The sequence below is a fragment of the Burkholderia sp. Bp8998 genome, from assembly GCF_003854235.1.
In the GTDB taxonomy this organism is placed as follows: domain Bacteria; phylum Pseudomonadota; class Gammaproteobacteria; order Burkholderiales; family Burkholderiaceae; genus Burkholderia.
The window spans coordinates 1-15,456 of the sequence record NZ_QTQF01000060.1 but is presented as its reverse complement, the minus strand read 5'-3'; the positions used below and the strand labels follow the sequence as shown (position 1 = coordinate 15,456).

Here is a 15,456-nt window from a genome sequence, read left to right as displayed (position 1 = left end):
CGCATGCGGCACCCGACAGTCAACGAGGAGGCAACGACATGGCAATCCTGATTCGCGGCGGCACGGTGATCGATGCGGACCGCACCTATCGCGCGGACGTACTGTGCGCGGACCCGCAGGACGGCGGCACGATCCTGCAGATCGCGGAGACGATCGACGCGCCGGCCGGCGCGACGGTGGTCGATGCGCACGACCAGTACGTGATGCCGGGCGGCATCGATCCGCATACGCACATGGAACTGCCGTTCATGGGCACGACGGCGAGCGACGATTTCTATTCGGGCACGGCCGCCGGGCTGTCGGGCGGCACGACGAGCATCATCGACTTCGTGATCCCGAGCCCGAAGCAGCCGCTGATGGACGCGTTCCATGCATGGCGCGGCTGGGCCGAGAAGGCGGCCGCCGACTACGGCTTCCACGTGGCCGTGACGTGGTGGGACGAGAGCGTGCACCGCGACATGGGCACGCTCGTGCGCGAACACGGCGTGTCGAGCTTCAAGCACTTCATGGCGTACAAGAACGCGATCATGGCCGACGACGAGGTGCTCGTGAACAGCTTCTCGCGTTCGCTCGAACTCGGCGCGTTGCCGACCGTGCACGCGGAGAACGGCGAGCTCGTGTTCCAGTTGCAGAAGGCGTTGCTCGCGCGCGGGATGACGGGGCCGGAGGCGCATCCGCTGTCGCGGCCGCCCGAGGTGGAAGGCGAGGCCGCGAACCGTGCGATCCGCATCGCGCAGGTGCTCGGCGTGCCCGTGTACATCGTGCACGTGTCGTCGAAGGACGCGGTCGATGCGATCACGCGTGCGCGCAGCGAAGGGCTGCGCGTGTTCGGCGAGGTGCTGCCGGGCCATCTGGTGATCGACGAGGCCGTGTATCGCGACCCCGACTGGACACGGGCCGCCGCGCACGTGATGAGCCCGCCGTTCCGCTCGGCCGAGCATCGCGAAGCGCTGTGGCGCGGGCTGCAGGCCGGGCAGCTGCATACGACGGCGACCGATCACTGCGTGTTCTGCGCGTCGCAGAAGGCGATGGGCCGCGAGGACTTCACGAAGATCCCGAACGGCTGCGGCGGCGTCGAGGACCGCATGTCGGTGCTGTGGCATCACGGCGTGAATCAAGGCCGCATCACGCCGAACGAATTCGTGCGGATCACGTCGACGAACGCCGCGCAGATCTTCAACCTGTATCCGCGCAAGGGGGCGGTGCAGGTCGGCGCCGATGCCGATCTGGTCGTATGGGATCCGGCCGCGACGAAGACGATCTCGGTGAAGACCCATCACCAGCAGGTCGACTTCAACGTGTTCGAAGGGATGACGGTGCAGGGCGTCGCGACCCACACGTTCACGCGCGGCGCGCTCGCATGGGCCGACGGCGAGCTCCGTGCGGTGCGCGGCGCGGGCCGTTATCTGAAGCGGCCGCCCGCAGCCGGCTACTACGAGGCCGCGCGCATCGCGAACCGGCTGCGCGAGCCGCATCCGGTCGAGCGCGCCGGCTGACTCGCGCGTGACCTGCGGGCGCGCCCGTTTGTGCGGCGCGCCCCGCGCGCGTCCGGCTCCTTCCCGGGCAGCCCGTCCCACCGATCGTCCGCAACTGGATCCGCCGCTGCCCTCGCATCCTGTCCGTGCGGTCAATTCGCGCCCGAGCGACGCTCGGAAGTCGCGCGGCACGGCTTGTGTGCGCTGACGGCCGCGACCCTGTCGAACCTGACGAGCGCGGCGATTGCCGGCCTGTTCTTTTCGCTGCACTGAGCCGCGCAGCGGCTACCGAGCGATCGAGGAGACGCAACGATGTTTCTCCCGCAGGAATTCATACGCCGGAAGCGCGACCGGCAGCCGCTCGATCGCGACGAGATCGCCGCGTTCGTGCGCGGCGTGACCGACGGCAGCGTGACCGAGGGCCAGGTGGCCGCGTTCGCGATGGCCGTGTACTTCAACGACCTGAGCATCGACGAGCGCGTCGCGCTGACGATCGCGCAGCGCGACTCGGGCGACGTGCTCGACTGGCGTGCGCTCGATCTCGGCGGACCGGTGATCGACAAGCATTCGACGGGCGGTGTCGGCGATGTCGTGTCGCTGATGCTCGGGCCGATGGTGGCCGCATGCGGCGGTTATGTGCCGATGATCTCGGGGCGCGGGCTCGGCCATACCGGCGGCACGCTCGACAAGCTCGGCGCGATCCCCGGCTACGACGTGACGCCGGACACGGACGCGTTTCGCCGGACGGTGCGCGACGTCGGCGTCGCGATCATCGGGCAGACCGCGCGGCTCGCGCCGGCCGACAAGCGCATCTATGCGATTCGCGACGTGACGGCAACCGTCGAGTCGGTCGCGATGATCACCGCGTCGATCCTGTCGAAGAAGCTCGCGGCCGGGCTCGACGGGCTCGTGATGGACGTCAAGGTCGGCTCGGGCGCGTTCATGCCGACTGCCGCGAAATCCGCCGAACTGGCTCGCAGCATCGTCGACGTCGGCAACGGCGCGGGCATGAAGACGACCGCGATCCTGACCGACATGAACCAGTCGCTCGCGCCGTGCGCGGGCAATGCGCTCGAAGTGGCGTGTGCAATCGACTACCTGACGGGCAAGTCGCGTCCGGCGCGCCTGCATGACGTCACGATGGCGCTGTCGGCGCAGTTGCTCGTCATCGGCGGGCTGGCGCGCGATGTCGCACAGGCGCGCGCGATGCTGCTGCAGGCGCTCGATTCGGGCGCGGCGGCGGAACGCTTCGCGAGCATGGTCGCGGCGCTCGGCGGCCCCGCGGACCTGATCGACGCGCCCTGGCGTCATCTTGCGCGGGCGAACGTGATCGTGCCGGTTCCGGCGCCCGCGAGCGGCGTGGTGCAGCGTGTCGAGTGCCGCGCGCTCGGGCTCACGGTCGTCGCGCTCGGCGGCGGCCGCACGCGCGCGGAGGATGCGATCGACACCCGTGTCGGCCTGTCGGCACTCGCGGAGATCGGGCAGCGCGTCGCGGCCGGCGAGCCGCTCGGCTACGTGCATGCGAGCGACGACGCGGCCGCGGCACGTGCCGTGGACGAGGTCCGGCAAAGCTACGTACTGGGCGAGACGGGCGAGGCGCCGCCGACCCTTTACCAGCAGATCGGCTGACCGGGCGCCGATGCCGGCACGGCGGACCGTGCGGGTATCGGCGCCCGCTTCACATGACGGGCGTATCGTGGCGGTCGGGATGCGCCGTGTCGATGCATCCCGGCACACGACCGGAGGCATCATCGAGATGGAACGAGACGAACTGATCGAACAGGCCAAGGCGGCGCGCGAACGCGCGTATGCGCCGTATTCGCGCTTCAAGGTCGGCGCCGCGCTGCAGGCGCGCGACGGGACGATTTTTCACGGCTGCAACGTCGAGAACGCGTCCTATGGACTGTGCAATTGCGCGGAACGCACGGCGATGTTCGCGGCGATTGCCGCCGGCTATCGTCCGGGGGATTTCACGCGGCTCGCGGTGGTCGGCGACACGGACGGCCCGATCGCGCCGTGCGGCGCATGTCGTCAGGTAATCATCGAGATCGGCATGCCCGACATCGAGGTGATCCTGGCCAACCTGAAGGGGGCCGTCGAGGTCACGACGGCCCGCGCGTTGCTGCCGGGCGCGTTCAGCCTGTAACCGAGCGCGCCGCGGCACGCCGCACGCATCACGCGCCGTCGCGGATCGGGATCACGGTGCGCGCGCCGCACTGGCGCAGCAGGTCGCGCAGTTCGTTGATGACCGGAAACACCTCGTGGTTCCAGTCGGCGCCCTGCCGATCGTGCGCTTCCTGTTCGCGCTCGACGATCCAGCGATCCTCGCGGAAGATCCGCTCGGTGAACCAGACGAGCAGCGGCCACGCGAGATCGAGCGCGAACGGAATGCCAGGCTTGTGGATAGACAGTACTCCGAACGTGCGGTTGGTGCGCTGTTCCGCGTCGAGCGGCACGTAGACGATCCACAGGTCCATCACGAGCGTGCCTTCGCTCGAGCGAATCTGCAGCGTCTGGTACGGGTAGCCGGTGCGGACCGTCATCACGCTCTTGTCGGCCTGGTCGGCCGGCTTCTTGCTGGCGCCGAACACGAGTGCCTCGCCGACCGGCTGCTTGCCTTCCATTCGCGCGAACGTATAGTCGACCTCGACCCAGTCGTCGCCGCGCCGGCGGCCGATGCTGCGCGCGCGCATCTGCCCCATCTGCTTGCGATGCAGGAACTGATGGTTCATGTCCATCAGGTTCTCGTGCATGAACGAGTAGTGGCACTTGACCTCGCGGCCGAAGCGGCGCGTCTTGAATGCACGGTCGTCCGCCGATTCGAGCGCGGGGAACGGGCGTTCGTCGGCGAGCGTCGCGTCGCCGGGGAAGACGAAGATCAGCCCGTACGCCTCGCGGCACGGGTACGCGCGCACGCCGTTGGGCAGGCGCTCGCGGCCGAGGTAGGGCACGTCGACGCAGCGGCCGCTGTCGCACGCGTAGGTCCAGCCGTGGTAGCAGCAGCGCAGCGTTTCGCCGCTCACGACGCCCGCATGCAGCGGCACCTGGCGGTGCGCGCAACGATCCTCGAGCGCATACACGGCACCGGACTCGGTGCGCACGAGCACGATCGGATCGCCGGCGAAGCGCACGCCGAGCGTCTTGCCGCGCTTGAGTTCGCGCGACCACGCGAGCGGATACCAGTGATCGGGATGGATGGGCACGCGGCGCAGGTCGCGCACGACCGCGCCGCCGGACGGTTCTTCGAGGGCACTGCTGTCAGGCAAAGGCACTGCGCGCATGCGTGACGCCTCCTGGCTGGCTGAAGGGTTCCGGGCGCCGCGTGTCGCGGCGGGAATCTCTTCTGGAGAAGTCTACGCGAAGTTGGCCCGTGAAGCTGACCCGATCCGGGTTTGCCCGGTCGCGGCAGCATGCGTTTCGTTGATGCAGCGCAAACGCGGCCGGCGGCGCGGGCCGGCCGGGTCATGGCGCATGCCGGTCGCTGGCCGGCCGGCGGTGCGTCACAGGCCGGCGTCGCGCCACAGGACCGCGTCGGCGCGATACAGCGCCGGGAAGTGCTGCTTCAGCCCGGCGACTTTCGGCAGGTCGTTGAACGCGATGTATGGCGCGTCGGGATGCAGCTCGAGGTAGTTCTGGTGATACGCCTCAGCCGGATAGAAGCCCTTGTACGGCTCGACGCGCGTGACGACGGGCGCCGGGAACGTGTGCGCGGTGCCGAGCTGCGCGATGTACGCGGTCGCGACCGCGCGTTGCTGCGCGGTGGTCGGGAAGATCGCGGACCGGTATTGCGTCCCTTCGTCGGGCCCCTGACGGTTGAGTTCGGTCGGGTCGTGCGCGACCGAGAAGAACACTTGCAGCAGCCGGCCGTAGGTGACCTGTGTCGGGTCGTAGACGATGCGTACCGATTCCGCATGGCCCGTCAGCCCGGTGCCGACCAGCGCGTAGTGTGCGGTTTCGGATGCGCCGCCCGCGTAGCCGGCCGTGACCTGCTTCACGCCCTTCACGTGCTCGAACACGCCTTGCACGCCCCAGAAGCAGCCGCCGGCAAGCACGGCCGTTTCCTCGTGGGATGCGCCCGGGGTTTCGTCGAGCGTCGGCGCGGGCACGGTGCGCATCGGTTCCGCGGAACTGACGACGCGCTGGTAGCCGAACACGGCGGCGGCCGCGATGGCGATCGCGCCGATGCGGCGCAGCATGGCCGCCCGCCGCCGCGGTGCGGAATCGGGAGGGGAGGTCGAGATCATGATTTGCTCCTTCTGAATGCGGGACGGAAGACGGTGGTCGGGCGGCGGCGCGCGTGACTGCGTCCGCGTTCAACCAAACGTGAACGCATAGGCATCGACGCCGGGATCGAGAAACTCGATCGAGAACGTGCGGTTGGCGATCGCGCCCGGCTGCCGGACGAGCTGGTACAGGCGTTGGCCGGTGACGGTGCCGTAACCCTGCGCATCGACGTCCGCGCCGTGTGCCGCACCGGGCGCCGCACCGTCGAGCGTCACGCGAAAGCGCACCGGCTTGCCGTTCGCGCCCGGGCCAAGCACGAGGTGCAGGTCGCGCGCATGAAAGCGGTAGACGATCCTGCCGGCCGGCGCGGCGAGCGTCGCGCGCTCGGCGCCGACCTGCCACGTGCCGGCGAGGCCCCAGTCGTTCAGGTCGGGGTGCGCGGGCGCGTCGTAACGGTGTGCCGCGTCGCGCACCACGCCGCCGGGCGACGTGAAGTCGTCCGCGCGCGCATAGCCGACATAGGTTTCCGGCGAGCGGACGTCCGCGCTGTCCGCTGCTGCGAGCGCGCCCTTCGCGGGCGCGCCGGCAAGCCCGAGCGGCACGTTCAGCGCTTCCGGATGGCCGGCCTCGGCGAGCAGCGACTGGATCGCGCGTTCCGACTGCGCGTATTCGCCTTCGCCGAAGTGGTGGTGGCGGATCCGCCCTTGCGCGTCGACGAAGTAGTGCGCGGGCCAGTATTCGTTGCCGAATGCGCGCCAGATCGCATAGCCGTTGTCGATCGCGACCGGGTAGTCGATGCCGAGGTCGTGCATGGCCTTCTTCACGTTGCCGATGTCGCGCTCGAACGCGAACTCCGGTGCGTGCACGCCGATCACGACGAGCCCGTACGGCGCGTACTTGCGCGCCCAGGCGGTCGTGTACGGCAGCGTGCGCAGGCAGTTGATGCACGAGTACGTCCAGAAATCGACGAGCACGACCTTGCCGCGCAGGCCGGCCGTGGTCAGCGGCGGCGAGTTCAGCCACTGCACGGCGCCGTCGAGCGACGGCAGCGTGCCTTCGACCGGCAGCGCGGCCGGCGCCTGCAGCGCGGGCGTCGTGCCGACGGCGCGCATCATCGCGCTGCCGGCCGCCGGCGCACCGTCGGACGTCGCGGCCATCATCGCGCCACCGCTCGCCGTGCCGCCGTTGCCGCTGCCGGCGTTGCCCGTTGCGGACGTCGCGCCCGTCGCGGACGTCGCCGTCGAAGCGCCATTCGAGCGCCCGCCGAGCCGGTCGACGAGCTTCGTCTCGAGACCGCCCGTCGTGACGGTCGACAGCTGGGCGAGCGCCCCCGTGTCGAGGCCGAGCGCGATCGCGCCGACACCGGCCAGCAGCGCCGCGCCGATCCCGCGCCGGATCCATTCGCCGGCCCCGAGCGAGCGCTTCATCGCGGCGAATACCTTGCCGCCGATCACGAGCGCGACGCCGAGCGACGTCGCCGCTCCGGCCGCATACGCGACCAGCAGCAGCGTCGTGCCGACGCTCGCGCCGCGCAGCGCGGCACCGGTCAGCACGAGCCCGAGGATCGGGCCCGCGCACGGCGCCCACAGCAGGCCGGTCGCGACGCCGAGCAGCAGCGACGACACCGGGCCGGCCGGGCGGCCGTCGCGCTGCGCGAAGCCGGTGAGCCGGTTGCCGGCCGCGACGAGCGGGCGCGTCAGGTGTTCGGCGAAGCGCGGCAGCAGCAGCGTCAGGCCGAATACCGCGAGCAGTACGATGGCGAGCCAGCGGCCGGCCTGGTTGGCCTGCGCGACCCAGCCGCCGCCGACGGCGGCAAGCGTCGCGACGACGGCGAACGTGAGCGCCATGCCGATCAGCAACGGCAGGCCGGTACGCACGAACGGCTGGTCGGCGCGCGCGAACACGAACGGCAGCACGGGCAGGATGCACGGGCTCAGGATCGTGAGCACGCCGCCGAGATAGGCGAGGACGATGAGCAGCATGGAGCAGTCTCCGGTCGTTCAGGAAGGGGGCGGCCCGTCAGGCGGCGGCCGGGTGGAAGGCGAGCGCGAGCCCGTTCATGCAGTAGCGCAGGCCGGTGGGCGGCGGGCCGTCGTCGAACACGTGGCCGAGATGGCCGCCGCAGCGGCGGCAGTGCACTTCGATGCGCGCCATTCCGTACGACGCATCGGCCTCGGTCGCGACCGCGTGGTCGAGCGGCTTCCAGAAGCTCGGCCAGCCGGTGTGGCTGTCGAACTTGGTGCTCGACGAGAACAGCGCGAGGTCGCAGCCGGCGCACGCGAACGTGCCGCGGCGGTGCTCGTCGTTCAGCGGGCTGCTGTACGGCGGCTCGGTGCCGGCGTCGCGCAGCACCGTGTATTGGGCGGGCGTGAGGCGGCGGCGCCAGTCGGCGTCGCTGCGGGTGATTTCGAAGCGGCTGGCGGGTTGTGCGCCGGCGGCGGGCTGGGCGGCAAATGCACGGCCGACCAGCGCGCGGCGGCCGGCTGACGACAGCGCTGCGAGTGCGGCGAGGCCGGTGGCGCCGGCGAACAGCAGGTTTCTGCGGGTGGGCATGGCGAGGCTCCTGGAAGCAGGTGCTGAAAACATGCGCACAGAGTAGGCAGGGGGCGGTGTCGAAGTCCTCACGGAAAGTTAAAGGTTTCGTGACGTCTGGGAAGTTCCGCGGGGGTGCGGTGGAATCCGTCGAAGCTCCAACTGGCAAGGGCCTTCGAGCGGTGAGCCGCCGATATCTATCGAGCACCTGTTCGCGCCGCGATTTTTAGTGTTTTTTTAGTGTTCGTAGAGTTGCGTGGTGAATCCGGACTTTGGCTTACCGATCAGATCGGACTGGGAAACGAGCGTTGTTTGACTGCGGTCGCGAATCACACCGAGCGTCTGATGCGCATTGATAGACGGATGAGTTTGCAAGCTGGCGTGCCCGACGCGTGGTGCGCGTGTGGCGGTTGGCGCGCGCCGGATCACGTTGCATTTGGCCCTTGCCGGCATCCATCCGGACTCACGTCGCGCTCAACGGCTGGTCGCAGCGTCGCCCGACAATCTCCGGCTATTTTGCATACCAGTAGTTAACTTGTTCTCGAGCAATGCGGAGCCGGTCGAAACGAAGGCCGGGCAAGCGTACTATCCGCTGAAACCGTTTTCGCTCAAGACCGCAGCTACGACCGAGGTGTGGTCAGTTGATCAGGTTCGCATAACGACCGCCCGGGGCACCGCGATTTTGCCGCCCTTCGCGTCTTTGCAGCACGCGTTTGGCGCAGCGCCAGGCCTGTATTGGGTTGTTTTGCGCGACGAAGCCCGGCGCGCGCCGAAGCCACCTGCCGAGCCCGCCAAGCCGGGACAGGAAGCGCTGCGCGGACAGGCAACCGGAGCGCGCGCAGACGGGTTGCGTGGCTTGGAGCTCGCGCTTGTGAACGCTCGCGGCGAGCCCGTTGATCCCGCCGCACAGCACCAACTCGACATCGTGCTGTCTTGCACCAATGGCAACCTGGCAGGCATGCGCGAGAGCCAGTTGGCCGTGCGCGACGGGGACTCCGGTGACGAGATCGAGTTATTGGCTCAGCCCAGCGCGAGTCCCGCGCCGTTGCTTCGCCGCGGCGAGCTGTGGGAATTGCTGTCGTGGCTGGTCCCGCAGGCAGTGCGGCTGAACGCCGAAGGCCTCAATGAATTCAAGCGGTTGTGCATCCGATTCGGCAAGTTTGCCCCCGACGCCGGGCGGCGATTCGACGCGCTCGTATCCCTCTCGACTGAACGGGCGCGGCGCTGGATGCCAGGCAAGCCCGCTTCAGCGTTCGTCCAAGGATTGGAGATCCGGCTCGTGATTGACGAGCCGCGTTTCGTCCAATTCAGTCTCGCCGGATTGGGGCGCGTGATGGATCGACTATTTTCCCCGTACGTTCCTGTCACCAGCTTCGTGCAAATCGTCTTGGTCTCGGCGGAGACCGGTGCGGTATTGCGACGCGGTGAACCCTGCGCCGGCACCCAACCACTTATTTGATTGGCCGGTGGAAAGGGTATCAGCAGGGAAATTGCAAAGGAATTTCAGGTAGCTTTCGCTGGCAAACGTTTTGTCCTACAGTAGCGAGGCCTCAAGTTGGTGAGCCAATTGGGGACAGAACATGAGGCGAAAATAAAGGGAATTCAAATGAGTTTCGCCCCGAATGGCGGTATTCCGGCTGGTTCCGGCGGGAATCCGTTCGGCTCGCTGAGCGCGCTCGGCGGCCTTGCCGGGCCGGTTGCGTCCACGGTAGCAGGCCAGATTGGCCCGCTCGCCGGCGTCGCAAGTCATATCGACACCGTGCAACGCGCCGTCCGGCTCGCGCAGACCGGTTTCTCGCTGATGAACAAGACGCCGGCCGCGATTGCGGACGCGCTCAACAATGCGGCCGGCGGCGTTGCTCGACTGACTCAGCTAAATCGATACGTGGGTGCGCCGCATCGAGGATCAGGCGGGTCAGTGGTGCCAGTTCGAGCGCGACAGCCGCGGCCGCGTCACCGAGATTCTGACGTGCGGCGGATTGAATGCCGTGCTCGATTACGAGCAGGAACACGGACGGCTTAGCGCGGTCACGCTCGTTCATGGCAATGAGCGCCGGCTGGCCGTCGCTTATGGATACGATGAGAACGGCCAACTGGCGTCGGTGACGGATGCAAATGGGGCGGTCGTGCGCCAGTTCGCATATACCAACGGCCTGATGGCGAGTCATGTGAACGCACTGGGTTTCACGTCGAGTTACGTGTGGTCGACGATCGAAGGGCAGCCGCGGGTTGTCGCGACACGCACCAGCGAAGGCGAGGACGCGACGCTCGAATACGACATCGAAGGCCGTCAAACTCGCGTTCGGTACGCCGATGGTCGCACCGCGCACTGGCGCTTCGACGCACAGTTTCAGATTGTCGAGTACACCGATCTCGAAGGCGGCTTTTACCGAATCAAATACAACGACGCCGGCATGCCCGTGATGCTGATGCTACCGGGAGAGCGCGCGGCAGAGTTCGAGTACGACGACGCGGGCCGGATCGTCGCCGAGACGGATCCTCTGGGCCGTACGACTCGCACTCGTTACGACGGCAACAGCATGCGGCCCGTGGAAGTTTTCGGCGCCGATGGCGGCGCTTGGCGCGCGGAATACGATCCACAAGGCCGGTTGCTGTCGACCAAGGATCCGCTTGGCCATGAGAATCGCTACGAGTATCCGAAGGGATTGACTGCGTTGCCGATCGCACATATCGACGCGCGTGGTGGACGCAAGACGCTCGAGTGGAATCGTCTCGGAGAGTTGGTTGCCTATACGGACTGCTCTGGTAAAACCACGCGCAGCAGTTTCGACGCGTTTGGACTGCCGCTTGCGCGGGAGAACGCCCTGGGGCAGCGCGTCGCATATGACATACGTCCGACCGGCGAGCCACGTCGCATCACGTATCCCGATGGCAGCACGGAGACCTTCGAATACGACGCGGCTGGGCTCGTCGTGCGGCATGTCGGCCTCGGAGGCCGGATGCAACAGTCACTGCGCAATGCCCGCGGTCAACTTGTCGAAGCGATCGATCCTGCCGGACGACGGACCCGCTATCACTATGACGTAGCGGGGCGCCTGCGCGAACTCCAGCAGGCCACGCACGCTACGTGTTCACGTACAGCGCCGGCGGCCGTCTGTTGACCGAAACGAGGCCCGATGGTGTCCAGCGGCGATTCGAGTATGGCGAAGGCGGAGAATTGCTTGCTGTGGACATCGTGGGCTCGCCGGACCGTCATGCGACGGCGGCTCGTCCGATCCGTACGATTCGATTCGAACGCGACCGGATGGGTAACCTGAAGGTCCAGCATACGCCGACCGACGTTACACGTTACGAGCGTAACAAGAATGACCAACTGGTGAAGGTCGAACGTACACCGACGGCCGCCGGTACAGCACTCGGCATCACGGCGGACGTGGTGCGTTTCGAGTACGACAAGGTTGGTCGTCTTGTCGCCGAGCACGGTGCGAATGGCGACGTTGAATACGACCTTGATGAACTGGGCAACGTGATATCGCTTGCGCTGCCCAACGATCAGACGCTACAGATGCTGCGTTATGGCTCCGGTCACGTTCATCAGATCCGTTGCGGTGATCAGGTGGTGAGCGACTTCGAGCGTGACGACTTGCATCGCGAGATCGCGAGAACGCAGGGAAGGCTGACTCAGCGTTTTGCCTACGATCCGCTTGGCCGAAGAGTCTGGCAGTCCGCTGGCTTCCAACCGGACGCACTCGGTCGAGGGCGCGGGCAGTTGTGGCGTAACTACGGCTACGACGCGGCAGGCGAACTGATCGAGACCAGCGACTGCCTGCGTGGCAGCACGCAGTACAGCTACGATCCGGCCGGACAGCTGACACGTCGTGTGAACACCATGGATCGCGAGCTCGAGGAATTTGCTTGGGATGCCGCTGGCAATATGCTCGACGGCGCACAGGGCAAGAGTCGCGGATACGTCGAAGGCAATCGTCTGCGGATGTGGCAGGACATCCGCTTCGAATACGATCCGTTCGGCAATCTGGCGACGAAGCTTCGCGGAGCCAACCAGCAGCAGCGCTTCACTTACGATGGGCAGGATCGGCTGATCGCTGTGCGCACGCAGGACGCGCGTGGCGCGGTCGAAACGCGCTTCCATTACGATTCGCTGGGCCGGCGTATTTCGAAGACCGATACCACTTTCGACGTGCGTGGAGTGAAACTGCGCAGCGAGACGAAACGGTTCGTATGGGAAGGCTTGCGCCTCGCGCAGGAGGTGCGCGAGACTGGCGTGAGCAGCTATGTGTACAGCCCTGATGATCCGTATTCACCAGCGGCCCGCGTCGATGCGGCGATCGCGGAGGCCCTCGCCGCGGCCGCGATCGATACGGCGAAGCGCGCGTCGCGGATCTACCACTTCCATACGGATCTGGCAGGGGCGCCGCAAGAGGTCACCAACGAGGCAGGCGAACTGGCGTGGGCGGGGCAATACACGGCATGGGGCAAAGTCGAGCCGAGCAAGCGGCAGCTCGCAACCGCGCGGACGGATCAGCCGCTGCGCTATGCCGGTCAGTATGCCGACGAAAGTACGGGCCTACACTACAACACGTTCCGGTTCTATGATCCGGACGTGGGACGGTTTATCAATCAGGATCCGATTGGGCTATACGGCGGCGGAAATTTATATGCCTATGGCCCGAATTCGCAGCAATGGACCGACCCATGGGGTTGGTGTTCAGTCAAGCTGAGTAACAATATGGAGAAGTCGGGCATAACTCGCCCGGCCAACTCTGCCGCGCACCATATCGTTGGCGATACTTCGAAGCAAGCTGCCCCTGCGCGTGCTATTTTGAGCAAATACGGTATTGACGTTGACTCTGAATTGAATGGGGTGTTTTTGCCTAATAGGAATAATGCCGACAATCTTGGCGGTATATTGCATAACGGGAAACATCCTGATGTTTATTTCCAGAAAGTCAACCAACTTCTGCAAAAGGCCGATCTGGGTGGCAAGGAAGCTGTTCTTGACCAGTTGCAAGCGATAAGAGAAACGCTGCAGAACGCATCCAGAGACACGCCATGGAAGTCCGTTCTTTCTGAATTGTGAGGCTATATGGGTAATATTTATGGCATGAGGCAGGATGAGGCATTTCAGCCGCTCGTCCAAGGCGATGATGACGGTGAAATCGCATATGACGAGAGCGTAGCTATACGAGCAACCGCTCTATGCGGACGAGGGTTTGGTCAAGATTATGACCCCGTTAAGCTTACGTGGGGCACTTCGCGCAGAAAAAAGACCAGCGACGTTCATACGATGCTATCTCCGTTTCTCGTGTTTAGTCAGAGGGCGCTTGATGTATTGGCGCCGGTACTTCGTGACAGCGGGGAGATATTGCAGGTCGAGGCCCCGATAAAAGACATGTTTGGATTTCATGTAACCCGGGTGGTAGAGAACGCTGTCGATATGGATGCGTCAAAATTCAAAGTCTACCCTCAGGCGACGGTTTTTAATAAAATATTTCTTCTGAAGAGTCGCGTCGAGGGGGTTGATATATTTCGCCTAAAAGAAAGCCCTGCTACAGTATTTGTATCCGAGCGTTTTAGGGAGCTTGTGGAGCAAAATAAGTTAAAAGGGTTCGAGTTCGGAGAGGTCATTTCGCAATCTGAGAAGTAGGATTTCGCGACTTTCGTTGATTGGTCAGGGCATGGCACGGGTGGCCGCGATTTCACGAGAGTAACGTGTGAAAATCAAACGTTGGGGTGGTCGACTTCTCGGCCTCTATGCGGGGGTAGGCCCACGATAGGAATTTAGCGGAGCAGCAACGTTGTCACTCGATCAGTTGAAGCGAATGCGAGAGGCACTTCGTCCATACGGACTGAAGTTGCTGGAATCAGAATGGAAAGGTCGGCACGCGCAGTATCGATTTCGATGTCGCAAGGGACACGAATCCAGCCGATGCGGCTCCTATCTGTTCTACACGATGGCCCAGTGTCCGGCATGTCGCGTTGACGAGATACTTCGTCAGATCCACCAACTCGCGCGGCAGGCCGGCGGGCGCTGCCTTTCGGAGCAGTATGCGGGCCGCGGCACACCACTCCAGTTTGTATGTAAGGCCGGGCACGTGTTCGAAAAGACCGCCGAGAATCTGCGAAAGGGCTCTTGGTGCGTGCTCTGCGCGAGGGCGCAACATTCGAAACGCATGGCCGATCCGGACGGGATGACGCGCATGCGAGGGGCCGCAAACGCGAGAGGCGGCAAGTGTTTGTCGACCGGCTACACGAAACTGACAGAGCGCTATCGTTTCCGGTGTGCTGCTGGACATGAATGGGAGACTTCCGGTAGTGAGATCGTGCGGGGCGCCTGGTGCCGCATTTGCGCGGACCGAGAGAAGGTACACGCATATCGTCACAAGGACGGCCTGGCAAGGTTACGTGAACGAGCGAGGAGCCATGGTGGGGTCTGTCTCTCGAAGGTCTACGAGGGCAGCAAGGCCTACTATCGGTTCCGATGTGGTGCAGACCACGAGTGGGAAACGCAAGGCGCGAGAATCTTTCGTGGCGCTTGGTGCCCGGAGTGTCAGCGGGAGGCAATGCGCTTTGGGATCGAGCGCATGCGCCTGCGGGCGAGGGAACTCGGCGGGCGGTGCTTGTCCGAAACATACCGAAACGCGGCGACGCGGCTGAAATGGGAGTGCGAACACGGCCATCGCTGGGAGGCTGCGCCCGGGGCAGTTGTTCGGGGGCATTGGTGCCCAGTGTGCAGCCGCGACGGGTCCAGGCTCGGGCTCGAGCTGATGAAAAGCATTGCGCTCGAGCGTGGTGGGAAGTGCGTCTCGACGACCTATGTGAATAGCGCAACCAGACTTGAGTGGGAATGTGCCCAGGGCCATCGATGGCTCGCTACACCGAATACGATTCGACGTGGCCACTGGTGTGCTCGGTGTTATTTCATTAGCATCACGACAACCGAAAGGACTCGCCGCAAGCGGCGACATGAAGCGGTCGGGAAGTAAGCCTCTCAGCCAGGTGTGCGACGCGCCAGCGCGCTTCAGCTCAGCGAGGACGTTTTTGGCGGACAATGACGCGATCGGACATGAGCCGTCGATCAATCGTTCATGACGTGCTGTTTTGTTATGCTCTGGTGTGATCGTATGGAATCAGAGACGAACGATGCTCATTCGAGAACAAGGGCACTGGAACCTGTCCGCATTTTTGTGGGTGAGGCGGTTGAACAACGCGTTATCCGCGCGCCTGCATAAATCGCTCTCCGAAC

9 protein-coding genes and 2 pseudogenes are annotated in these 15,456 nt (G+C 65.3%); 7 read left to right on the top strand and 4 right to left on the bottom strand.

Going from position 1 to position 15,456, the window contains the following annotated elements; all coding sequences use genetic code 11:
- Positions 1-38 precede the first annotated feature (38 nt).
- From hydA to DIE06_RS34790, 3 genes are all read left to right on the top strand, one after another.
- Positions 39-1,496: a dihydropyrimidinase gene (gene hydA / locus DIE06_RS34805; protein ID WP_124665294.1), complete on the top strand. Its 1,458-nt coding sequence runs from the start codon at positions 39-41 to the stop codon at positions 1,494-1,496.
- A 291-nt stretch (positions 1,497-1,787) separates the two neighbouring features.
- Entirely contained in the window at positions 1,788-3,104 is a 1,317-nt protein-coding gene (gene deoA / locus DIE06_RS34795; protein ID WP_124665293.1) for a thymidine phosphorylase, read from the top strand.
- A gap of 127 nt (positions 3,105-3,231) precedes the next feature.
- Positions 3,232-3,621 (top strand): cytidine deaminase, encoded by a 390-nt coding sequence (locus DIE06_RS34790; RefSeq protein WP_124665292.1) that lies wholly within the window; start codon positions 3,232-3,234, stop codon positions 3,619-3,621.
- A gap of 28 nt (positions 3,622-3,649) precedes the next feature.
- On the opposite strand, the gene DIE06_RS34785 is transcribed toward DIE06_RS34790, so the two are convergent.
- The 4 genes from DIE06_RS34785 to msrB form a co-directional block, all read right to left on the bottom strand.
- Entirely contained in the window at positions 3,650-4,756 is a 1,107-nt protein-coding gene (locus tag DIE06_RS34785) for an aromatic ring-hydroxylating dioxygenase subunit alpha (RefSeq protein ID WP_124665291.1), read from the bottom strand.
- A gap of 219 nt (positions 4,757-4,975) precedes the next feature.
- Positions 4,976-5,719, bottom strand: a complete 744-nt coding sequence (gene msrA, locus DIE06_RS34780; protein ID WP_124665290.1) for a peptide-methionine (S)-S-oxide reductase MsrA — start codon at positions 5,717-5,719, stop codon at positions 4,976-4,978.
- A 69-nt stretch (positions 5,720-5,788) separates the two neighbouring features.
- Positions 5,789-7,681, bottom strand: a complete 1,893-nt coding sequence (locus tag DIE06_RS34775) for a cytochrome c biogenesis protein DipZ (protein ID WP_124665289.1) — start codon at positions 7,679-7,681, stop codon at positions 5,789-5,791.
- A 37-nt stretch (positions 7,682-7,718) separates the two neighbouring features.
- Positions 7,719-8,252, bottom strand: a complete 534-nt coding sequence (gene msrB / locus DIE06_RS34770) for a peptide-methionine (R)-S-oxide reductase MsrB (RefSeq protein ID WP_124665288.1) — start codon at positions 8,250-8,252, stop codon at positions 7,719-7,721.
- A gap of 382 nt (positions 8,253-8,634) precedes the next feature.
- Here msrB and DIE06_RS34765 point away from each other — a divergent pair, with 382 nt between their 5' ends.
- From DIE06_RS34765 to DIE06_RS34750, 4 genes and pseudogenes are all read left to right on the top strand, one after another.
- Complete coding sequence (locus DIE06_RS34765; protein WP_260433872.1) at positions 8,635-9,690, top strand: type VI secretion system baseplate subunit TssF; 1,056 nt, start codon at positions 8,635-8,637, stop codon at positions 9,688-9,690.
- A gap of 147 nt (positions 9,691-9,837) precedes the next feature.
- Positions 9,838-10,119, top strand: a pseudogene (locus tag DIE06_RS39295) (type VI secretion system tip protein VgrG); the annotation flags it as partial.
- Positions 10,118-13,290 (top strand): annotated as a pseudogene (locus DIE06_RS34755) (RHS repeat-associated core domain-containing protein); the annotation flags it as partial. The pseudogenes DIE06_RS39295 and DIE06_RS34755, both read left to right, overlap by 2 nt.
- Positions 13,291-13,296: 6 nt before the next feature.
- The gene (locus DIE06_RS34750; protein ID WP_124665287.1) at positions 13,297-13,857 is read left to right on the top strand and encodes an imm11 family protein; all 561 of its coding nucleotides are present in this window, start codon (positions 13,297-13,299) and stop codon (positions 13,855-13,857) included.
- Positions 13,858-15,456 lie beyond the last annotated feature (1,599 nt).

Bases quoted from the DNA above. Each gene is read 5' to 3' on its own strand.
- hydA (WP_124665294.1), top strand. From the start codon at position 39: ATGGCAATCCTGATTCGCGGCGGCACGGTGATCGATGCGGACCGCACC.
- deoA (WP_124665293.1), top strand. From the start codon at position 1,788: ATGTTTCTCCCGCAGGAATTCATACGCCGGAAGCGCGACCGGCAGCCG.
- DIE06_RS34790 (WP_124665292.1), top strand. From the start codon at position 3,232: ATGGAACGAGACGAACTGATCGAACAGGCCAAGGCGGCGCGCGAACGC.
- DIE06_RS34785 (WP_124665291.1), bottom strand. From the start codon at position 4,756: ATGCGCGCAGTGCCTTTGCCTGACAGCAGTGCCCTCGAAGAACCGTCC.
- msrA (WP_124665290.1), bottom strand. From the start codon at position 5,719: ATGATCTCGACCTCCCCTCCCGATTCCGCACCGCGGCGGCGGGCGGCC.
- DIE06_RS34775 (WP_124665289.1), bottom strand. From the start codon at position 7,681: ATGCTGCTCATCGTCCTCGCCTATCTCGGCGGCGTGCTCACGATCCTG.
- msrB (WP_124665288.1), bottom strand. From the start codon at position 8,252: ATGCCCACCCGCAGAAACCTGCTGTTCGCCGGCGCCACCGGCCTCGCC.
- DIE06_RS34750 (WP_124665287.1), top strand. From the start codon at position 13,297: ATGGGTAATATTTATGGCATGAGGCAGGATGAGGCATTTCAGCCGCTC.